This is a genomic window from Cecembia lonarensis LW9 (assembly GCF_000298295.1).
Taxonomy (GTDB): domain Bacteria; phylum Bacteroidota; class Bacteroidia; order Cytophagales; family Cyclobacteriaceae; genus Cecembia; species Cecembia lonarensis.
Window position 1 is genome coordinate 51,187 of sequence record NZ_AMGM01000015.1, and the last position, 21,089, is coordinate 72,275.

At 40.6% G+C, this 21,089-nt stretch carries 18 protein-coding genes; 3 read left to right on the forward strand and 15 right to left on the reverse strand.

The features are described 5' to 3' along the window. Positions 1-116 precede the first annotated feature (116 nt). Entirely contained in the window at positions 117-734 is a 618-nt protein-coding gene (locus B879_RS06980; RefSeq protein WP_009184452.1) for a carbonic anhydrase, read from the reverse strand. Positions 735-739: 5 nt separating this feature from the next. Further along, positions 740-2,485: a SulP family inorganic anion transporter gene (locus tag B879_RS06985; RefSeq protein WP_009184453.1), complete on the reverse strand. Its 1,746-nt coding sequence runs from the start codon at positions 2,483-2,485 to the stop codon at positions 740-742. 256 nt (positions 2,486-2,741) lie between these two features. Here B879_RS06985 and B879_RS06990 point away from each other — a divergent pair, with 256 nt between their 5' ends. Next, positions 2,742-3,764 carry an alkaline phosphatase D family protein gene (locus tag B879_RS06990; RefSeq protein ID WP_040400341.1) on the forward strand — a complete coding sequence of 341 codons (1,023 nt, stop codon included), beginning with the start codon at positions 2,742-2,744 and terminating at the stop codon, positions 3,762-3,764. Positions 3,765-3,896: 132 nt separating this feature from the next. Here B879_RS06990 and B879_RS06995 read toward each other — a convergent pair whose 3' ends face one another. Then, positions 3,897-5,096: an exo-beta-N-acetylmuramidase NamZ family protein gene (locus B879_RS06995; protein WP_009184455.1), complete on the reverse strand. Its 1,200-nt coding sequence runs from the start codon at positions 5,094-5,096 to the stop codon at positions 3,897-3,899. A gap of 40 nt (positions 5,097-5,136) precedes the next feature. On the opposite strand from B879_RS06995, the gene B879_RS07000 reads away from it, so the two are divergent. Then, complete coding sequence (locus tag B879_RS07000) at positions 5,137-6,354, forward strand: ABC transporter permease (protein WP_009184456.1); 1,218 nt, start codon at positions 5,137-5,139, stop codon at positions 6,352-6,354. On the opposite strand, the gene B879_RS07005 is transcribed toward B879_RS07000, so the two are convergent. Next, on the reverse strand, positions 6,332-7,084 hold the full coding sequence (locus B879_RS07005; RefSeq protein ID WP_009184457.1) for a polyprenol monophosphomannose synthase: 753 nt from the start codon (positions 7,082-7,084) through the stop codon (positions 6,332-6,334). The genes B879_RS07000 and B879_RS07005 overlap by 23 nt on opposite strands. A gap of 104 nt (positions 7,085-7,188) precedes the next feature. Between B879_RS07005 and B879_RS07010 the strand changes: the two genes are divergently transcribed. Further along, positions 7,189-8,076 (forward strand): ATP-grasp domain-containing protein, encoded by an 888-nt coding sequence (locus tag B879_RS07010; protein ID WP_009184458.1) that lies wholly within the window; start codon positions 7,189-7,191, stop codon positions 8,074-8,076. An 815-nt stretch (positions 8,077-8,891) separates the two neighbouring features. Here B879_RS07010 and B879_RS07020 read toward each other — a convergent pair. The 11 genes from B879_RS07020 to B879_RS23160 form a co-directional block, all read right to left on the reverse strand. Next, positions 8,892-10,487 (reverse strand): phytoene desaturase family protein, encoded by a 1,596-nt coding sequence (locus B879_RS07020; protein ID WP_009184460.1) that lies wholly within the window; start codon positions 10,485-10,487, stop codon positions 8,892-8,894. Between the two features lie 176 nt (positions 10,488-10,663). Next, complete coding sequence (locus B879_RS07025; protein ID WP_009184461.1) at positions 10,664-10,876, reverse strand: hypothetical protein; 213 nt, start codon at positions 10,874-10,876, stop codon at positions 10,664-10,666. A gap of 284 nt (positions 10,877-11,160) precedes the next feature. Then, positions 11,161-11,613 (reverse strand): ATP synthase subunit C-like protein, encoded by a 453-nt coding sequence (locus B879_RS07030; protein WP_009184462.1) that lies wholly within the window; start codon positions 11,611-11,613, stop codon positions 11,161-11,163. Positions 11,614-11,623: 10 nt separating this feature from the next. Next, the gene (locus B879_RS07035) at positions 11,624-13,384 is read right to left on the reverse strand and encodes a V-type ATP synthase subunit I (RefSeq protein WP_238542098.1); all 1,761 of its coding nucleotides are present in this window, start codon (positions 13,382-13,384) and stop codon (positions 11,624-11,626) included. Positions 13,385-13,446: 62 nt separating this feature from the next. Further along, the gene (locus B879_RS07040; RefSeq protein ID WP_009184464.1) at positions 13,447-14,040 is read right to left on the reverse strand and encodes a V-type ATP synthase subunit D; all 594 of its coding nucleotides are present in this window, start codon (positions 14,038-14,040) and stop codon (positions 13,447-13,449) included. Positions 14,041-14,044: 4 nt separating this feature from the next. Continuing rightward, on the reverse strand, positions 14,045-15,373 hold the full coding sequence (locus tag B879_RS07045) for a V-type ATP synthase subunit B (RefSeq protein WP_009184465.1): 1,329 nt from the start codon (positions 15,371-15,373) through the stop codon (positions 14,045-14,047). A gap of 7 nt (positions 15,374-15,380) precedes the next feature. Further along, positions 15,381-17,147, reverse strand: a complete 1,767-nt coding sequence (locus B879_RS07050) for a V-type ATP synthase subunit A (RefSeq protein ID WP_009184466.1) — start codon at positions 17,145-17,147, stop codon at positions 15,381-15,383. Beyond that, the gene (locus B879_RS07055; RefSeq protein ID WP_009184467.1) at positions 17,144-17,974 is read right to left on the reverse strand and encodes a DUF2764 family protein; all 831 of its coding nucleotides are present in this window, start codon (positions 17,972-17,974) and stop codon (positions 17,144-17,146) included. Before B879_RS07055 ends, B879_RS07050 begins: the two co-directional genes overlap by 4 nt. Continuing rightward, the gene (locus B879_RS07060) at positions 17,971-18,585 is read right to left on the reverse strand and encodes a V-type ATP synthase subunit E (RefSeq protein ID WP_009184468.1); all 615 of its coding nucleotides are present in this window, start codon (positions 18,583-18,585) and stop codon (positions 17,971-17,973) included. The genes B879_RS07055 and B879_RS07060 overlap by 4 nt, the downstream gene beginning before the upstream one ends. 628 nt (positions 18,586-19,213) lie before the next feature. Beyond that, positions 19,214-20,182, reverse strand: a complete 969-nt coding sequence (locus tag B879_RS07065) for a hypothetical protein (protein ID WP_009184469.1) — start codon at positions 20,180-20,182, stop codon at positions 19,214-19,216. A 705-nt stretch (positions 20,183-20,887) separates the two neighbouring features. Continuing rightward, the coding region (locus B879_RS23160; RefSeq protein WP_238542099.1) for a hypothetical protein at positions 20,888-21,089 on the reverse strand (202 nt) is incomplete at its 5' end.

Below are 21,089 nucleotides of genomic sequence, written 5' to 3' on the forward strand. Positions count from 1 at the left end.
GATTGCAAATCCTTTGTACCGCTCCTCGGGATTACAAATCCCAAAGAGCAAGAAAAAAAAATGCCGCCCATAAGACGGCATTTTTTGCTTTGATCATATGTCGATCAATCAAAAAATCATACCACTGCGGGCATAATATTGTATTTCTTTTTCAAATCGTGTACCAAACCTGTGGAGAAATCAAATACCCATGCATGTAACCTGATTTCCTCACCCCTAGCTATCGCTTTTTTATATACAGAAGTCTGTTTGATATTTTCTATTTGCTCCAATACATTCAGCTCCACCAGTTTGTTGATCCTTTCATTTTCATCCTCAATGGACTCGAGTTCATTCTTATAATGGCGGATTACATCCTTAATGGTAGCCAACCAGTTGTCTATCAGTCCATTAGTTTTATTTTCATAGGCTGCCTTGATACCCCCGCAACCGTAATGGCCGTACACGATGATGTCATGGATGCCCAGACTTTCTACCGCATATTGCATCACTGATAGAAAATTAAGGTCTGTATGGGACACCACATTGGCAATATTCCGATGGATAAAGAGTTCTCCCAGATCAATTCCCAAAACTTTGGAAGGAGATACCCGACTGTCCGAGCAACCTACCAATAAGGCTTTTGGGTGTTGTCCTTCTTTCAAGGTATCGAAATACCCTTTTTGGGAATGTAACATGGTAGAAGCCCATTCCTTATTAAATTCCAAATATTTATCTAAATCTAACTTGCACATAATAATTAATTGGTTTGAGTGGCATAGGGTGAATATTTATCCAGTAATTCCAGATCAATATCCTTATCGTAGGCAGAAACTGCGGAGTTGTCATCAAGGAATACATGGTCAGCTCCCACACATTCCAAAATCCCCCATCTGTTCAATACATCTCTAACAGGGCCTTTGATACTGCTCATGCAAACATCAATGCCTGATTTTCTCCAAGCAAGAATCCATTCGTTTAACTCATGGGCTCCTGTACTGTCAATATTGGTAACACTTTCCATATTAAATACAATCATATTGACCTTATCCTTTTTACCTGCAATCCACTTATCCAGCTTACCTTTGATAAATTCTATATTTGCAAAATAAATTGGCCCATCAATCCTGACCATTAAAAGCTCATCTCTTTCTTCCAAATCTTTGAACCTGGAGACATTCCTGAATATATTTGTTCCAGGCACCCTGCCCAAACGGGCCATATGAGGCCTGGAAGCACGATAGATGACTACAATCAAGGATAAAACCATGCCTGCAATAATGCCTGTTTCAATACCCAAGGTTAAGGTAATCAGAAATGTAGCAATCAACATGGCAAAATCAGATTTGTCCTTGTGCCATAAATGAATGGGTTCTTTGTAATCAATCAAGCCTGAAACTGCTACCAATACTACCGCTGCAAGAATCGCACTTGGAAGGTTGTAGAATAAACCTGTGAAAAATAATAAGGTCAATACGATCAATATAGAACTGATAATGGCAGCCAATCCGGTTCTCGCCCCGGCATCATTATTGACCGCTGTCCTGGAAAAACCTCCTGTTACCGGATAACCTCTGAAAAAGGCAGCACCAAAATTGGCCATACCTAATCCTATCAGTTCCTGATTGGCATCCAACTTGTAATTTTTATGCTTGGCCTGTATGGTTTTGGCTACAGCAAAACTCTCTGCAAAACCCACCAAAGAAATGGTCAATGCTATCGGAAGCAAGGTGTTCCATACTTCCATATCAAAAGAAGGGGAAGATAAGGTCGGAAGTCCACTAGGTACATCTCCTACTATCCTAACCCCTTGGTTTGTCAGGTCAAAACCCGATACCAGGGCAATACCAACAATCACTGCTACCAATGGTGCAGGGAAACTCTTATGTATTTTTTTACCATATTTGATAATAATGATACCGACAACTCCTATTCCAAAGGTTAACCAGTGGATGTCTCCAATATTCTGTGCAATGGCCACTACCATTTCCTGAATATGCTCCGAATTAGGAAGATTGATCCTGAAAAGGTGCTTGATCTGACTCAGACCAATGATAATGGCTGCCGCTGAAGTAAATCCGCTAATCACTGGATGGGATAGAAAGTTGACTACAAAGCCTAATCGTAACACCCCCATGCCAAACTGAATCAAGCCTACCAAAAAGGCCAATGACAGGGCGTATAACAGGTACTGTTCAGGTGAATCTGCATTCAAGCTGGCAATCCCTGCTGCTGTCAACAAAGAAACCATGGCCACAGGACCTACTGCCAATTGTCTGGATGTACCAAAGATAGCATACAACAACAATGGCACCGTAACTGCATAAAGCCCATGAATGGGCTCCAACCCTGCTAACATGGCATAAGCCATTCCTTGGGGGATCAACATGATACCTACAGTCAAACCGGCAGACAGGTCTCCCTGAAGGTCTGTCTTCTTGTAATTTGGCAACCATTCCAGAATGGGCAAAAAGCCCTTGATGGTATTGGTAATGCTTTTATTCATGACGTGAATTTTCTCTAATTAAAACTTGATAACAGGAAAGTCAATTTACTTTCCAACACATCTACAAAAGTCCCAACTTTCAGGGGCAATGTTGGTGATGTTTGTTACATGTTAGGAAGATGTAAAGCAAAGCAGTAAAATCAGAGTTTAGTGTGAAGACTAGATTAAGCCATTTTTATGTTTTCATCAATTTAGTTCCGGACCGATGGAGATCCAAAATTGAATTTTGAACTTCGGATTCATATTATCACCCAGCATGAAAAAAAGCGTTTTAATACCCCTTATTTCCTGTCTGCTTTTGATGGCTTGTACTTCCGAAAGTTGGGCCCAAAACAGAAGAAGCAACAGATCCTTTATTGAAACCATCAGCTTTGGTTCCTGCAATAAACACGATCTCCCTCAACCACTTTGGAATCCCATTATGGTAGACAACCCCAATGTCTGGATCTGGCTTGGCGACATCGTGTATGGGGATACGCATGACATGGATCTATTGGAAGAAAAGTACAACATTCAAAAAGACCTTTTAGACTACAGAAGACTGAGATTAAACACATCTGTGATAGGCATTTGGGATGACCATGATTATGGGATCAATGACGGTGGTAAATATTTTGCTCAAAAAGCGGCATCGCAAGAGCGACTGTTGGATTTTTTGGATGAGCCTGCAGACAGTCCCCGCCGAAAACAGGAAGGTGCTTATGCCAGTTATTCCTATGGGATAGGAAACAATTCGGTAAAAGTGATCCTTTTGGACACCCGGTACCACAGGGATACCCTGTATAAAGAAGACAGAAAATACCTCCCAAATTTTGAGGGAAGCATGCTTGGTGAAATGCAGTGGACTTGGCTGGAAAAAGAACTTAAAAACAGTACCGCTAGAATAAATATCATCGCTTCAGGTATCCAGGTTATTCCCACGGAACATCCTTTTGAAAAATGGGCCAACTTTCCCAATGAAAGGGAGCGTTTACTCAACCTGATAGCAAGTTCTAAGGCAAGGAACCCTGTTTTGATCAGTGGTGACCGACATATTGCAGAAATCTCCTTGCTGAAAGACCAAAGGTTCCCTAATGGGATCTATGAGATTACCTCTTCTGGTCTGACCCACACTTGGTCAAATTATAGAGAGGAGTATAACCCTTATAGAATCGGGAATCTTATTGCCTCCTTACATTATGGTACGGTGAATTTTGATTGGGAGAAAGATTGGATGACTTTTTACATCAAAGGTGAAAAGGCACAGATCTATTTGGAGCAAAGGATACCTATTAGGTAATAGGGATATCGTTCCTCAAGTCAAAAGTACATTAGTTTTTTTCGAATCCTTTTGAATAGTTGGGTAATTTGAAATCCAGATGGCTCCGTAACTAAGACCATCCCACATTTGGAAGCAGGTGTTTAAACTTATTCAATACATCCTGTATTTTTCCCGCATGGCCTTGTATGACCCCAAATCCTGCTGCCAGCCTGCCCGTATTTCCTCTTCTGACTTTCCGGCCAGGATATCCTTTCTTAATTGATCTGTACCTGCCAGCTTATCAAAGAAATTATTAAAAAACTTCTCCTTTTTTCCTGAAATGCCATAAGCTCTTAGCAGATATTTCAAGGTAAACTGATGATCCAATGATTCATTCCTAAGATCCTCTCCATAACATAACTTATCCTGTTGCGGGGGATTCTTGGACATTCCCACAATACTGACAGGAGTAAAGGTAAAATCGCCAAATTTAGGATCAGGATAGCCATAAACCTGAAAAGGAAAGTATGTCCCTCTTCCCAGTGAAACATCTGTACCTTCAAAATAACATAATGAGGGATAGAGCCTTATAGCAACATCATTGGGAAGATTGGGAGAAGGCTTCACAGGTAGGCTATAAGCCATACTATGGTCCCAGTTTTTTACTGCAACTACTTGAATGGGTGCTTGCACCCCTCCTTTCAGCCATCCTTCCCCATTGATCATACGGGCTAATTCCCCAACCGTTAGCCCATGTACTACCGGAATTGGATGCATGCCTACAAAACTTTCAAATCCTTTTTTCAATACCGGACCATCCACATAATTCCCATTGGGGTTTGGCCTGTCCAGAATCAATAGCGGCATATTATTTTCAGCGCAGCTTTCCATCACATAGTGCATGGTGCTGATATAGGTATAAAACCTCACACCTACATCCTGAAGGTCATAGATCAGGATATCAATATCATTCAAAGAAGCTTTGGATGGTTTCTTATTGTCACCATAAAGGGATACAATAGGGAGGCCTGTTGCTTTGTCTACCTCAGACTTGATGGCCTCTCCGGCATCCGCGTCCCCTCTGAAACCATGTTCCGGCACAAATACCTTCTTTACATCTATCCCTTCCATCATAAGAAAATCGACCAAGTGCATGTTGTTACTCTGGGTCAAAATAGAGGTCTGATTAACTACAAGTCCTACCCTTTTCCCTTCCAATAGAGGCAGGTATGTTTCAGGCTGATCAGCTGCCGGCAAAATAATAGAAGGCAAATCACTTACAATTTCTTCCACTGGCTTATCTGGATTTTTACAAAAAGCCAGTGATATCATTAAAAAACTGAGAAGAATGATCAATTTGAAGGACTTCATAGTTATTTTGCGCTAAATTTCGACCAAATTAAGAAATTCCTTGAACCTTTCTTATTTCATTGCCAAAAGAATCAGCTTCAAACGAACGGGTGGTTTCACAGGAACCATACACAGGATTGCTGTGGCCTCTGTGGCCATAGGTATTGCCATTACTTTGATTTCATTTATGATTCTTGGAGGCTTTCAAAATGAAATTTCCAACAAAGTATTTTCTTTTACCGGACATTTTCAGGTGATGCGCTTCATGTCAGGCAATGCATTTGAAGAATCTCCTACCAGCAAAAAATCAGACTTCTACAAGGAATACCTCAATCAGGACTATATCGCACATGTTCAGACATTTGCCCACAAGGCCGGACTGCTTAAAGGTGATAATGAAGTAGAGGGCGTATTAATGAAGGGTGTAGGCCCCGATTTTGACTCCCTGGCCTTTCAAGCTTCCATAAAAGCCGGGCGGTTTATCCAATTTTCAGAAGAAGGTGCCAGCAATGAAGTGTTACTAAGTACCAAAATCGCCAACAAACTTCTTTTAGAGGTGGGGGACCGTGTGACCATGTATTTTGTCCAGGATCCTCCCAGGTTTCGAAGATTAGAGATCGTGGGACTTTATGAGACTTTTCTTGAAAATTTTGACGATAAAATTATCATTGGTGACATTCAGACCATCCGAAACCTTAATGGTTGGACGGAAGACCAAGTTGGCGGCTTCGAGGTCTTTGTTGATAATTCCAAAAATCTCGAGATGTATGTAGATCCACTTTATGATATTTTGGATTATGACCTCAAGTTGGTCAAGGTCACCGATAAGTACATGGAGATTTTTGATTGGCTACATTTACTCAACAATAACGTCTATATTTTCTTGGGATTGATTCTTTTTGTAGCTGCCTTTAACATGGTGTCCATCCTGTTTATCCTGATCATGGAAAGAACACAGATGATCGGTATATTGAAAGGACTTGGCGCCAGAAACAGTCAGATCAGAAGAATATTTGTATGGAATGGTATAAGGATCATTGGCCGTGGCTTGCTTATAGGCAATGCCATAGCCCTGAGCTTTGGCTTCATTCAGGAAAAATTTCGCCTGATTCCACTCGACCCGGAAAACTATTACATGAGCTTCGTGCCCATATATTGGAATTGGCCAATTTTTATTGTGATGAACTTATTGGTATTGACCGTTACATCCTTGGTACTGTTTATTCCTGCCATGGTCATCAGCAATATCCAACCCATTAAGGCAATACGCTTTGATTAGGACGGTAACGTACAAAGAGACTTTTAAACTTCATGTATATTACGCCAAATATGGCTTCCCTAAAAATATGCGTGCTCATCTTGGAGGTACCTTTGGTTCTATCGGTAAAAATGATGGGTACTTCTACAATTTTAAACCCGAGTTTCCAAGCCGTAAACTTCATCTCTATCTGGAAAGCATAGCCAATAAAGCGAATTTTATTTAAGTTGATAGCCTCTAACACCCTCCTGTGATAACACTTAAAACCTGCTGTGGCATCTTTGATGGGCATTCCGGTTATAAACTGGACGTATTTACTGGCAAAAAAAGACATCAAAACCCTTCCCATGGGCCAATTGACCACATTTACCCCGGTAATGTAGCGGGAACCAACGGCCATATCATAGCCTTCCTCAGCACAGGCTTTATAAAGTCTGATAAGGTCTAGGGGGTTATGTGAAAAATCAGCATCCATTTCGAAGATATACTGATAACCGCTGGACAATCCATATCGAAACCCTTCAATATATGCAGTTCCGAGACCAAGCTTTCCTTTTCTTTGAAGTAAGTGTAACCTTTCCGGATAGTCTTTTTTCAGTGCTTTGACCTTATCTGCCGTACCATCGGGAGATTGGTCATCAATGATCAACAGTTCAAAATCGCCCTCCAACTCCATCACGGAGCGTATCATGTCCTCAATGTTTTCGATTTCATTGTAGGTAGGAATGATGACGAGTTTCTCTTTTTTCATAAAACCAAAAGCCAAAAATAGGATTTATCATATGGAATAACAGCCCGAAAAACAAAAAATCATAAAATTCCCTTATCATTGCTAGCGAAAACCGGGCATAAATTATGAAAATAGCGGTCATTACCTATGACAATAAAGGTGAATATGCTTCCAATGAAGTAAATGAAGATGTCACACTGGAGAAAATACTCAGGGAACTGGGTTTGGACTTTTCCTTTGAAATCTGGTCTGATCCTAAAGTAGATTGGCATGAATATTCTCTATTATTGGTCAAATCCCCTTGGGATTACTTTGACCGGTATGAGGAATTCAAGTCTTGGTGTGAAAAAATGCTGGATTACGGCATTCCTAGCCTCAATACCATGGACACCATCCTATGGAATTCAGACAAATGGTATTTACAGGACATACAGGAAAAAGGGTTCCCCATCGTTCCTACCCAATTCCTCAAGAGACAGGCTCCTCTTCAGTTAGATCGTTATTTTCAGCAATTCAATACAGACACCTTGGTCATCAAACCCACCGTAAGTGGTGGATCCAAAAACACCATCAAATTACAAAAAAGCGACTGGCAGGAACATGAGGCTACCCTAAAGACCTGGTTGGAAGAAGCCGATTTTATGGTACAACCATTTGTAGAAGAAGTAGCCAAGACAGGTGAATATTCCTATCTTTTTTTCAATGGAAAATTTTCGCATGCCGTACTGAAAAGTCCTAAACAGGGGGAATTCCGCGTACAGCACTTTTTTGGGGGGAAAATTCACCCCATCAGCCCAAAAGCGGAGGAGTTAAACTATATGCAACAAATCGTAGATAGTTTTGCTGCTGATACCCTTTATGCCCGAGTGGATGGGGTTTGGACGGAAGGGGTTTTCTATCTGATGGAACTGGAGTTGATTGAACCTTATCTTTTCCTGTTTATTTCAGAAGAAGCTCAGGAAAATTACAAAAAGGCCATTGAGAAGCAGGTGATCAAACTGATCAAAACTTGAGTCATTCTGAGCATTTAACATTTAGGGGAATGTAAAGAAAAAGAAGTGACAGTTATGGTAGCGTCATCCTGAACCGCAGCCTGCGGAGGTGAAAGCTTGCCCAGTAGCATTACGGGGGATCTCATCTATTTTTGGAGACTCCCCGAAAAGATCGGGGCAGGCTTTCGCTTTGCTCAGAGTGACGATTCCGGTATTCTGTCAATGATATTCCTCACTAGTAGACAAGTTATGGCAGTTTTTTTAACCACATAAGAGAACATAGCACACATAGCTTCCCCTGTATCAACCGGTTGATTTTAAAAATAAAGGTTTGCTGCTGCCCTGCTATGTATTCTATGTTTCTATCCCGCATGCGGGACAAGTTGTGGCAAATAAAAAAGGATTTTTGTGGAGGTTCAGGTTGTTTTTTGGACAACATAGTAACATAGCCAACATAGTTAGGCTGTCGCTGCTGTGGTTTTTGGTATTGGAACGGCCTGGCTCTGATGACCGTATTATGTGCCGGATTTTTGTTATGTATTCTATGTTCTAGGTGGCGGATTTTTTCAACCCCAAACATAGTGCATATAGTTTTCCAAGAGCCAACTGTCTGGTTATGAAAAGGCTTGGTGTCGCCAATTTATCCCCGATTCATAGGATAAGTTGTTTTATAGGTCACTTTCCCTATTCGGAGAAGGAACTCTTTTGCTTTAGGAGACCCCCCGAAAGGATCGGGACAGGCTTTCCTTTCACTTCTTAATGAACTCCTTAAATCCCTTAACTTCTTAATGTTTCCAAGTCTCCGACTTCCCACTTCCGAAATCCGCCTTAGTAAATCAACCCATAATGTTCTTGACCAGATTTTTTCTCAAAATAGCAGAAGAAGTGATCAGCCCCCCCATCAGTGCCCCTCCTATGCCACAGGATACTATGTCCTGTCCGGTGAGGTAAAGGTTTTTGATGGGTGTATGAGGCGTAAGGTTTTCATTACGAAAGCGCGCGGGACTGTGTTCCAAACCATAGATTTCCCCGGACTGATAAGCCGTGAAGTTTTTGGTAGATAATGGTGTGGAAAGTTCATAGTAGTCAATATCTCCCCTGAGATGGGGAAGCTGTGCGTACAGGTTTTCCAACAAACGCTGTGACCACTTTTCCTTCAATGCCTCATATTCTTCTCCCCTTTTTCCCCAACGGGTATTTTCCCAGTTTTTGAACCAGTCGTATGGAGCCAAAGAAATTATCTCAATGGTGGCTGTTCCCGGATAGCGCTTTTCCCAATCGGGATCTTTGGCAGAAGGAAATGAAATGTACACCACTGGAAAAGGCTTTTCATCAGGATTCTCCAGGTATTCCTTTACATTTTGATCATGGTCATAACCAGGATATATCCAGAAATTGGACTTGGGCAATTGCAATTCCCTGTTGCTTTTCTTTATACCGATATATAAGCAAATATGTGCCACGGAAGCCGATAGACCCTCAAACTGACGCTGTAATTTAGGATAAAGCGGATGCTGCGGATCAATCAACCGTTGAAAGGTATTGAATACACCGGCATTGCTGATCACTTTTTCAGCCATAAGCTCATTACCATCTGCCATGCGTACACCTACAGCCTTATTGCCTTTAATGAGAATTTCCTGAACCTCTGCATTGGAATAAACCTCTCCCCCTCCTGCTTTGATTTGAGGGTAAATGTATTCCGCTATTTTGCCCGAACCACCTATGGGAAAATAGCCGCCATTGAAATAATGGCTGACCAAAATGGCATGCATGGCAAAGCTACTTTCTGCAGGAGGCAGACCATAATCTCCATATTGCCCGCAGAGCACCCCGATGAGTTTTTCATTTTGGGTAAAGGACCGGAGTACCTCCAAAGTCGTCTTATCCGAATATTGAAGAAATTTCTGTGAAACCCATTTTCTGATCCATTTTCCCGGCCAACCCGGAATTACCTTCATGCTGTAGAAGTTTCGGCTGGCGATTATGACCTTTTTGACTGCTTCCATATAGCGGTCAATAGCTGCATGATCTTCCGGAGTATTAAATTCAGATTTGAGTTTCGCCACCAACTGTTCCCTACCCTTGACCAGGTCATAGGTTTTGTCCGTGAAGACTATCCTATCATAGACTTCTCCCATATCCTCCCACTGCAATTTGCCATCTGTGATGTATTGAAAAAGCCTTGGCATCAATTTCCTTTGGGAATGCATATCGCCCACATAATGTATGCCCACATCCCATTCATAGTCCTTTCTTTTGAAAACATGGGTAAAACCGCCAATGGTATAATGCTTCTCCAACACCAGTACTTTTTGGCCATGTTGGGAAAGCAGGGCGGCTGTGGTCATTCCTCCCAGACCCGAACCAATCACGATAGCGTCGTAGGTACCGGAAGGTTTGCTTTGTTTGTATGAAGGGAAATTGCGCATGCTATAGTCTTTAGCTAAATATAGCGCATTTGTGACAGACAAGTGAAAAAGTATTCCAGAAAACATCCTGCCGTCCCGAATCCCTTCGCCCTCGGGACAGGCTATCGCTAAATCCCGATAGCTCAGGGGCAGCCAAAGGGATCATTTTTTTACGCCTGCCTGATCGATAGACAGGCTCAGTCCTCCTTTAAACTTGGGGTTTCTGTCGGAGGTGCTACACCCGGAGGTAAATCCAATACCGGATCATCATTATCTGGAATACCTCCATCTTCGTCATCATCATTATCCCTGTCCTCAATCACATAAATTTTGATCACTTTGTAAATGATAAAAATATTCAGGATGAGAAATGGTATATACAAGGGATGAGCAAGGATGTAATCAAGCATGCTTCAGAGATAACAAGTTGCGCTGTAATGTAAAACAGACAATTTAAACCAATTTTGATTTCAATTGTTTGTCTCACAAACAGTTAAAATTCAATTAGTTCATTTCCCTTATTTAAACAAATAATACATTTGAAATCATTTGACTGAAGTCACCTTCAAAAATGCAGAAATAGTGATTTTTTCTTTGATAGCTATTCAGTCTGCTATTTATTTCTTTAGTGTCACACCCTAGGTATCTTTACTTACACTTCCGAGAAGTATCCAATATATCCATCCTCTATACATCATAAAATACCTGCTATAAGGAATAGGGATGCAAAAGCTATAATAGCGTAAAGCTCAGGGAAAACAGCCAGAATCAGCGCTCGTCCAAATACGTCGTTCCCTGATCCAATACTGTCAATACTACTGGCGCAAACTTTGCCTTGATACATACCGGAAATCAAACCGGCCAGGCCGAGTGCCAAGCCACCCCCCAAGACACCCGCACCTTGTAAAAGTGTTATTTCCGAACTGATAAGATCTTGTAAAATAAAAAAGCCAGCAAAGCCATAAAGTCCCTGAGTACCGGGGAGGGCACTTAAGACTATAAAAGAGCCAAAAGATTCCGGACGTTTTTTCAAAGCTCCTACGGTAGCCTGGGCTCCGATGGCAGTACCCATGGCGCTACCACAGCCTGATAATCCTACCAATAGTCCGATTCCTATAAATGCGAGTGTTAAAGGTAATGTTTCCATGTATTTTTTATTAAAGTTCTATAGGTTGTTTTCTGAATGGACGGTATTCTTTACCGCCGCCTTTGAATTGGGCGTTGTTATAGAATTCCACAAATGTTAATCTTAGCGGATGCACGAAAGATCCCAGCACGGCAATACAAAAATTGAGTGTATGTCCAAATAAGAGGAAAATCACCCCGATTATCGCTCCCCACCAACTGTTTTCCATGATCTGCATGCCAATCTGATTGACTACCAGACCAAGCACTGATGAGGCTACCCCTAGCGCAAACAAGCGCACATAGGACAATATATCGCCCAAAATCCCTGTGAAAATGAAAAACAAAGGTAAAATCCCACTGGCTGCCCGTACCGGCATAGCTTGCTCCATGTCATGAAAAAAAAGCACCATAACGACCCCTGATACCAACAAGATCTGGCGTAAATACCCGAATTGCTGCAATGCGGCCATTTCTTGCATGTCTGCCAAAAAAATCCAAATGACCCCGGAAACGATGAACAGCTTACCGATTTGGGAAATGGCTTTGATCCAATGTTCGTAGGTGAATTTATTGTAAATGGAAACAAAGATCCCCATGAAGATTTGCACCACACCAATCATTAGCGCCACATTGAAGGCATTGAATATAAAATCACGGTCATCGGGAATCAGGACGTACTTGCCAAGTCCTTGAAAGAGTTCCCAGTCTTGGGAATTGGTAGGAATCCCAAAGACAGACCCCGACTTTATCAAGCCCATAACTGTGGTCACTAATCCTAAAATCATGCCCAGAAAGGCCAAGCTTCTTGTGTTTTTCAGGAAGCTAAACCAACCCAGCAATGAAACCAAAAAGAAAATAAGACCATACCCGGCATCACCCAAGCAGTAGGCAAACATGATTGGGTAGAATACCGCTATCAATGGTGTAGGATCCCACTCGTAATAATTGGGCAGTTCAAATACCTTTGTAATGGGTTCGAAAAGCTTTGAATATTTGCTGTTCTGAAGCTTTACAGGCACATCATCTCCGGGTCTTGGTCGTTCTATGGCATAAGTTAATTTTTCGGTTTTTAAATAAGTGATCAAATCATTCTCCATAGCCTCTGGAAACCATCCGCTTAGGGACATAATTACTCCCTGATGGTGTGCCTGGTAACTGCCCTGCGCCAAGGCAAATGCCAACTCATTTTCAATATTTATTATTTCAGCTTTCAGTTTAGGTAAGTGCCCTGCATAAGCAGCTAGCTCTTCCTGTATGTTTTCATTCTCGTTTTGTAAGCTTTCTTCCGCTTCAAGCAGTTCTGTCAAGGTCCTTTCAGGTACTTTGACTGACTCAAATGGAATGGGTATGTCTGCTTGCCCAATAACCGCGAAGTATACCTGATTGGCAGTAGTTTGAACAGCTTGATGAATAAGCGTCCCAAAATCAAATGCTTCGTACTCTTTTTTGGAGGCTATGCAAAGCTTAACCTGCAGTCCGCGCTGGGTCAAACGCTGAATTTTACTTAAATCCAAGTCATCCCAGGGTATTCTCTGAAGTTTTTCTTTTAATAGGTTTTCTTTCTGAAGAATATTTGCTTCAATTCGGTACCTTAAGTTAAGCACTTGGTCAACTGTTTCCTGAACAGGAGCTTCTGTAATGGTTGGAATGCCAGTTCTGCTGCCCGCATAGGTCTCAATAATCTCAACAGCCTTGAGAATTTTACCTTTGTTGCGCTCTAATGCATCCACGGTTTCACTGCGGAAATCTTTATTGATTTCAATATGCAAAACACCGATCTTCTGCAACATTTTTGTGATTTGCAGTTTTTGCCTATGAAAGACAAGCAGGGTCAGTTTTTTAAAGGAAGTTTTCATACAGCCTTACTCTCTTTTCTTTTTTTCACAATTTTTTGGGCTGCCTTGGAAATATTTTCCTTGTCTTCCAAAAAGCGCTTGATCTTCATGATGGCATCTTCATATTCGGGTATTTGCACTTTTTCGTACAGGTTTACTTTCTGGGTGGTCTTTTTTCTTGCCAAATCAAGAATTTTGATTTGTTGTTGCAAAATGTCAGCTTTTAAATTCAGCGTGATGACCTCTTTCATAAGTGCTATGCCTCCAGGTACCCAAGCAGGCAAATTCCACCAACTTACATCGGCTATTTTGAAGGTGATTTCTTTAATTTCAGGAACTTTTACACCAATTACTTTTTTGCTGAACGTTTCAACCTTATCCATCAGAAGGATTTCAGGAAATTCTGCCCATAAGGCTTTATAATAACCCTTTCTGACCTTGAGTTGCTCTTTCTGCAGGCTGATTTCTTCCAGTTCACCCATAAGCTTCACTACTACCATACGCAAGGCCATTTCTTTATTCTTGAGGATAGGCAAAGCCTTTTGCCTGATGGCAAGCTGCCGCTCAAAAAGCTGTATGGTCGTTTTATTATAGTGAAATTTCAGGGCCATGGTATCAGGCTTTTATCGTTTTCTCCTCATTCCAATACTTTTCTAAAAACTCCTCCTTAATGCCCACTTCATATTTTTTAAAATAGGTCTTCAGAAGGGACCAGCCTGTATCGAGCATTTGTTCAATGGAGATATTCACATCTACAGCCAATAATTTCCTTGAATACTCTTTTGCAAAGTCCATACAGCGCTTGTCATATTCATTAAGGTCAAAACCGTTTTCTTTCTTGGATTTGGCATTTACCGCATCGGCATAAAGCCTTATAAGCGCATTCATTACCTGTGGGTGGTCCGATCTCGTTTTTTTGCCTATCACATTTTGTTTCAACCTGGAAAGACTTCGAAAGGGATCTATGATTACCTTACCGATATCAGGGTCTTGCTTCAGAAAAAGCTGCCCCTCAGTAATGTAACCTGTATTGTCCGGAATGGCGTGGGTAATATCTCCTTCATTTAATGTAGTAACAGCAATGATGGTTATAGAACCACCGTGGGCAAACTGTACAGATTTTTCATAAATACTGGCCAGGTCGCTATAAAGTGATCCTGGCATGGAGTCTTTAGAAGGAATCTGATCCATTTTATTGGCTACAATGGCCAATGCATCGGCATAAAGTGTCATATCAGTAAGTAAAATGAGTACTTTTTGCTTCTGGTCGTTGGCAAAATATTCTGCCGCCGTACAGGCCATATCAGGGATAAGCAGGCGCTCTAAAGGAGGGTTTTCTGAAGTATTAATAAAGCAAACAGTCTTATTAAGCACACCTCCCTTGGTGAATTTATTTTTAAAAAACAGGTAGTCATCATTGGATAAGCCCATGCCACCCAAAATAATCTTATCAGCTTCCGCCCGCATGGCTACATCCGCCAATACCTCATTGTAAGGTTGGTCCGGATTCGCAAAAAAGGGTATTTTTTGCCCGGTCACCAAGGTATTGTTAAGGTCTATGCCTGCAATTCCGGTGGCCAATAAAGTGGAAGGACTCGAACGCTTTATCGGATTAACTGCATTGCCTTTGATCATTCGGCTTTCCCCGCGAAGTTCAGATCCACCATCAATAGGTTCACCATACCCATTCAGAAATCTTCCTGCGAGTAAGTCACTTACTTTCAGCGTGGGAGGCGAACCTGTAAAAACCACTTCTGAGTAAGAAGACACACCTTCTGTTCCTGAAAAGACCTGCAAGGTGACATCCTCGTCGACTACACTGATCACCTGTGCAGGCATACCGTTGACCTTCGCCAGCTCACCATAACGCGCTCCTTCAGCCTTTAAGGTACAGGTTGCCTTGGTGATGTTTGAAATTTTAGTATAAATACGCTTAAAAGCCATGATAGTATTATTCTGTTAGGGTTCCTTCTTTATTCTTCTGAATTGCCATTTCAAGTTCTTTCGCGTATTTCTTAAATTGAGCAGAATCAAAGGGCGAATAATTCATTTGTTTGAGAATATTGATAAGTTGCTTAAAAAACGTTCCCACTTGTTCAAATTCAAAGAACACAAATTCCCTTTCTCCAATTTCCATGATTTTATTGAACATGTACTTTTGCCTTTCAAGGGAGGTGTTCATGTCCACATCATCAAAAGAATCCTGTTGGATAAGCGCAAAATCAATCATTTCGCTTTTCCAAAAAGCGATGTGGTAATCAAGTGGTACAGCATCGTCTCCCAAAATACTGATTTGATCCCTGGCTTCTAATCCGTTACGGATGATATCCTTACATTTTTGCACCTTTGCCACCCAGCCCTCTTGGATAAATTTATCGGCATTATCAACGAATTCAGGATAATCTAAATATTTGGAATAAGAAGCAATGGGATCAATGGCCGGATACCTTTTGGCATCTGCACGCTTTTGTGAAAGCGCATAAAAGCATCGAGCCACCTTACTGGTAGATTCTGTTACCGGTTCTTTAAAGTTACCACCAGCCGGTGACACAGTACCAATAAATGTTACAGATCCCCAGGCACCATTGTTGAGTTCGGTAAGTCCTGCCCGGCTATAAAAATTTGCAATAACTGCGGGCAGCTCCACAGGAAATGCATCGGGTCCCGGCAGTTCTTCCATTCTGTTGGACATTTCCCGCAATGCCTGTGCCCATCGGGAAGTACTGTCAGCCAAAATCAACACTTTCAGGCCCATTGCACGATAGTACTCTGCCAGCGTCATGCCTACGTAAACTGAAGCTTCGCGTGCGGCAACCGGCATATTGGAAGTGTTGCAGATAATGGTTGTTTTTTCATCCAGGGTTCTGCCTGTAACCGGATCTGTAAGTTGTGGAAATTCAGTGAAAATTTCTACCACTTCATTGGCTCTTTCCCCACAAGCTACAATCATCAGCACATCGGTTTTGCTGTTTTTGGCAATGGCCTGTTGTAAAACAGTTTTTCCTGTACCAAAAGGTCCAGGGATATAGCCTGTGCCACCCTCAGCAATAGGGTTGAGCGTATCAATGACACGAAGCCCCGTTTGAAGAATGGTATTTGGTCTTACTTTTTGCTTAAAGGTGTTAATGGCTCTTTTCACGGGCCATTTTTGGACCATAGTGACCTCTATTTTTTCACCCACTTCCGAAGATAAAACAGCCACCACATCATTGATTAAGTAGTCACCTTTTTTAACAATGGATTCTACTGTGTAAGTCCCCTCCAATTTAAAGGGCACCATGATTTTGTGGTCAATCCAGTTTTCTTTTACGCTGCCCAGCCAGTCACCTGCCTGAACGGTTTCTCCTTCTTGAGCTAATGGCGTGAATCCGTAATAAACATCGTTATCTAATGGCGGTGTTGTTTGACCAATATCAATAAATAAGCCGCTCATTTTAGCTAGGTCATTTTGAAGACCGTCGTATTTTTTTGAAAGGATACCAGGACCAAGTTCAACTTCCAACATTTTCCCCGTGAAATCTACCCTACTCCCCATTTTGATGGTCATGCTGCTTTCAAAAAGCTGAGCAGAGACCCGTGTTCCTGTAACACGGATGACCTCAGCCATTAGCTTTTTATTTTCTGTATGGATCAGACATATTTCATTTTGGGTAACTGCTCCATGAGCCTCAATAAAAATAAGGTTAGATATTACTCCAGTTACTTTTCCTAAATTCATATCGTCGGTATTTTAGAAGGTCTACTTTGATTTATGATTTGATGTTGGAGTTTTTCAAAATACTTACTGTCCTTTTTGGAATCAATCTTAAGCCAGCGCTGCAGGATTTGTAACTTTACCGTGTAGGCAAAAACTTGACTAGGGCTGAATGCGCCTTCAGATTGCGACTCAAGAAAATCCCATTGTACCTTGTCTATAAAACGCTCTGTTTTCTTAGGTTGATTTTCTGATAATACTTTGATCAGCTCCTCTAAATAAGGATAATCCTTTGTAACCAAGGCCGCTGGTGACCTATCAGGTCCAACCTGTAACAATAGCCTATCCGCATCCTGAATTTTGGGTTGGGACAGAAAATCATACGTATTGTAATGGAATGCTGCAATCAGCGCTCTTAAGCCTCTAAGGAAAGCATAGTAGCTTATCAAAAACTTGTTTTCTAAACCAAAAACTTCATTGTAAAACCTATCCAGCAAGCCTTCTTCCATTTCCCGCAGGCTCATGCCGGCAAACCTATCTTCATTATCTGTCAAATAATCATGCATAAAATCAGGGAAATTTCCTTTGTTCAATTTGTAGCCCTTCATTTCTTCCACTTGGAAGATCGCAGGTTTTTTAAAACCGCCCATGGTCCAATCCAAGTGTTTCTCTGACAATATGGACAAAAGGTTATCGATATCATTCGGATATATGAGATAGCGAAACAACGCTTTATCTTCTTCTGATAGGTTACGGTATATCAAATCGAAGATTTCTTCAAAGTCCAACTTTGAAGGATCCATTTCCGGTGAAATATCAGGAAGGCTCGCTATGAGGTAATAATAGTTCATTCAGGTGATTTAAATAAAACCTTGTTGGTTTGATCAGAAAGGTAATTCCTGAAAATCTCAATGAAATCGTCATAACTAAAAGAAATCTGATAATTATCGTCTTTCTTGGCAATTCTAAAGCCTGCATTTATACTACTTTCGAAGGTGATACTCAGGTTTGGCGTTAGCCTCTTGATGCTATTGGTGAAAGCACCATTGAGTCTTTCTTCCAAATCTTTGGGTAAAATAAGTTCCCGATCGCCGGTATCCTTCCAATTCTTTAATACTTCTGAAATTGCCGATTGCATAAACTGCACATCTACCAAGGCCTCATGTGTATTGGTTTCAATGATTTTTTGAGAAAGCAAACCTTCTATTTTCACCCTTAGGTCACTGATATATTGTTTGGATTTAAGCTCCAACTCACTTTCTACGCTTTTTTGTAAGCGGACCGCCTCACGTTGTGCTTCCTCCAAGATACGATCGGCTTCTGCCTTCGCCTTTTTTAATATTTGCGCACTTTCAGCCTCAGCCTCTTGAATCATTTGCCTGGATCGCTTCTCCGCCTTTTCTATACCCTCCTGATAAATTTGATCGGTCAGCTTTTCAAGATTATTAATACTATCACTCATGTTTTAACAATTAAAATATGATTAAAAGAATTATGCATTTTAAATAATTTTCCAGGTGATGCTTTCGCAAAAGCAACAATCATTGTGACCATAGCCAATATAGAATTCAACGAAGGCATCCTCTTCATTGGATTTGAATATTCCACAAGCGCTCTGCCTCCATGTCGGTGTTAGGCTAAAGGGAAAAAGGCTTTGAATAATTCCTTTGATGGCTAAATCTCGGTTTTAATGTTTTAAGTCTTAATTTACTGAGTAAGGTTCTGGATTATTTATACTAAAATTCAACTCTTTAAGTTAATAATTTCCGTAATTATGTTATCCGATTGGTACAATTTTTACTCAAATAAGGATATGTTTTCTTAATAGTCAGAGGATGGGTAAATGGAAATCCTATTATAAAAAATCTGAAAAACCTAATACCTGAAAAGGAAAACCAAAGAGTAGGGACATCAATATTGTCCAAGGCAGAGCCAGGTCGGGCTAATTCTATCGTGATTCAGCTTGGAGAGGGCGGGCATTTCGAAGCAATAAGCTTTCGCTCTTAGACAATACCAGTTCGAGGAATAAACTTTCCTGTTACCATCGGCGGCCCCATGTTTTCTTAGGTGCTGTTATGGCACATTTATTTTCATTCATCAATAACTTTAAAAGAGTTGAAGAATTGGTCAGCCATTCTTTTGTAAACTTCTTCATTTTCTTTAACTATCGGATATCTGTTTCTTAACCAATAAGTGCTCTTTTTTCCTAATAGTAATTTATCCAAAACCACTTCATTCTCTACGGTGTCTTGGCTATAGGATTCAAAAATAGCTTTTGGATAAGGTAAGTTTGCATCAACAATTATGTCCGATTGCCCCATAGCAAAAAGGATGTTAACTAAATAATTTTCAATCGTTAGAGTATCATTATCATTACTGTTAAATTCCATATCAACTATCCAAAACTTAACATCATACTTATCAAGCAAATATCCATTAAATTTTTCATCGTCAATGGAAACTACTAGGTTCTTAGGTTTGTCTGGGAAGTATACTTCAATATTTTCTGTCTCTTGAAATAAGGGAAAAACAATAGATTTATTCAACATTGAATCAATTTTATATTCCCAATAATTCTGCTTAGCCCTAATAAGGCTATGATTTGTTTCTTTATCATATTTTAATTGATATTGCCAATCCCTTTGGCTTCTGTCTTGCAAATATTGATTTGCTTCTGAAAAAGTAAGATTTTTGTCTTTGATAGATTGGTTAATCTCTTTTACGAAAACATGAGCTAGTTTTATGTGATATTCTTCATGCCTAATCAAGTAATCGCTTATATGGTGTTTATATATGAAAGAATTAAACCGATCAACAATTACGGCAACCCTTACCTCTGGTTTTTCATATATTCTATACTTGTAAGAAATTCTTGCAGCCGATTTTCCCTCAAAAAATGGAGGTTCGCATAGAAAATCCCTTTCCTCAAGAATCGATCCTTTATTCCAAACTTTATACTGCTCAGGGTTAGATTCCTTTTTGGAAGTTTCCAAAAAGTAACAGAAAATCAGAATTGCCGAAAAAATAATAATGCCAACTAACCTAAAAACCTTTACCATAAAGACAATTTAAAAACCTTAGATAGAATAAGATTTATAAGAGATAAGGCAAATTCTGCCAAGAAAACTATAAACACAGATAAAATAATTAAATTTAAATAGCTCCCTATTTCATAAAACTTGTTAACTAAATTCAAACTGATTCCAATCAAAAGAAAAATAAATATGGCAGTGATTAGATTGTGAATCAACCTTCCCAATATTCGGTTTCTCCTTTTGTGTTCCAATAAATAAAATCTATGTTTAAGAAGAATCGGGCCTAAAATAACCAAACTGATAACAACATATTTTGAATCAACAATACTTAGGTTCCTGAATAAAAAAACCAGTGACACAAACATAAAAGCAGCAAACAAAGAAGAAAGGATTTCTCTATATGAAAATGACCTTAAAAACTCTTTCATTTGGATTTTACCTTTATATGGTCAGTTGATCTAATGTGCTATAATCGGGTCAGGCAAGGGAATTTCACCCTCACCTTCCCACAGAACCGTGCGTGAAGGTCTCTCCGCCGCGGCGGACTCTTCATACCAATAACCACTAAAGGTAATGCACTGATACTAATTTATCAGTGGTGGTCTTGTTTCCTTTTCATAAATCCTCTCCGCCGCGGCGGATTGTAAACAAATTGGAAACATGATATGCTCACACCCCGCACACCTCGCTCAAATGTCCTTCCCGGACATTTGCCGTGCTCCACTCCCATTACAGGAGCTTCAACACTACTACGAATGAGTCTGCCCCCAACACCTCTTCCACATTACCTGAAAGTCTGCATCCTCTCTCGATTTTACAGAGCGGTGTAGAGTTCACTTGTTCCTTGAAGTGGCCTATACTGCGTTCCTGCCAGCTTAACCCCGGATGCGATGTGGCCAGTATATCCGATCGTCCGCCACACTTTGTCATA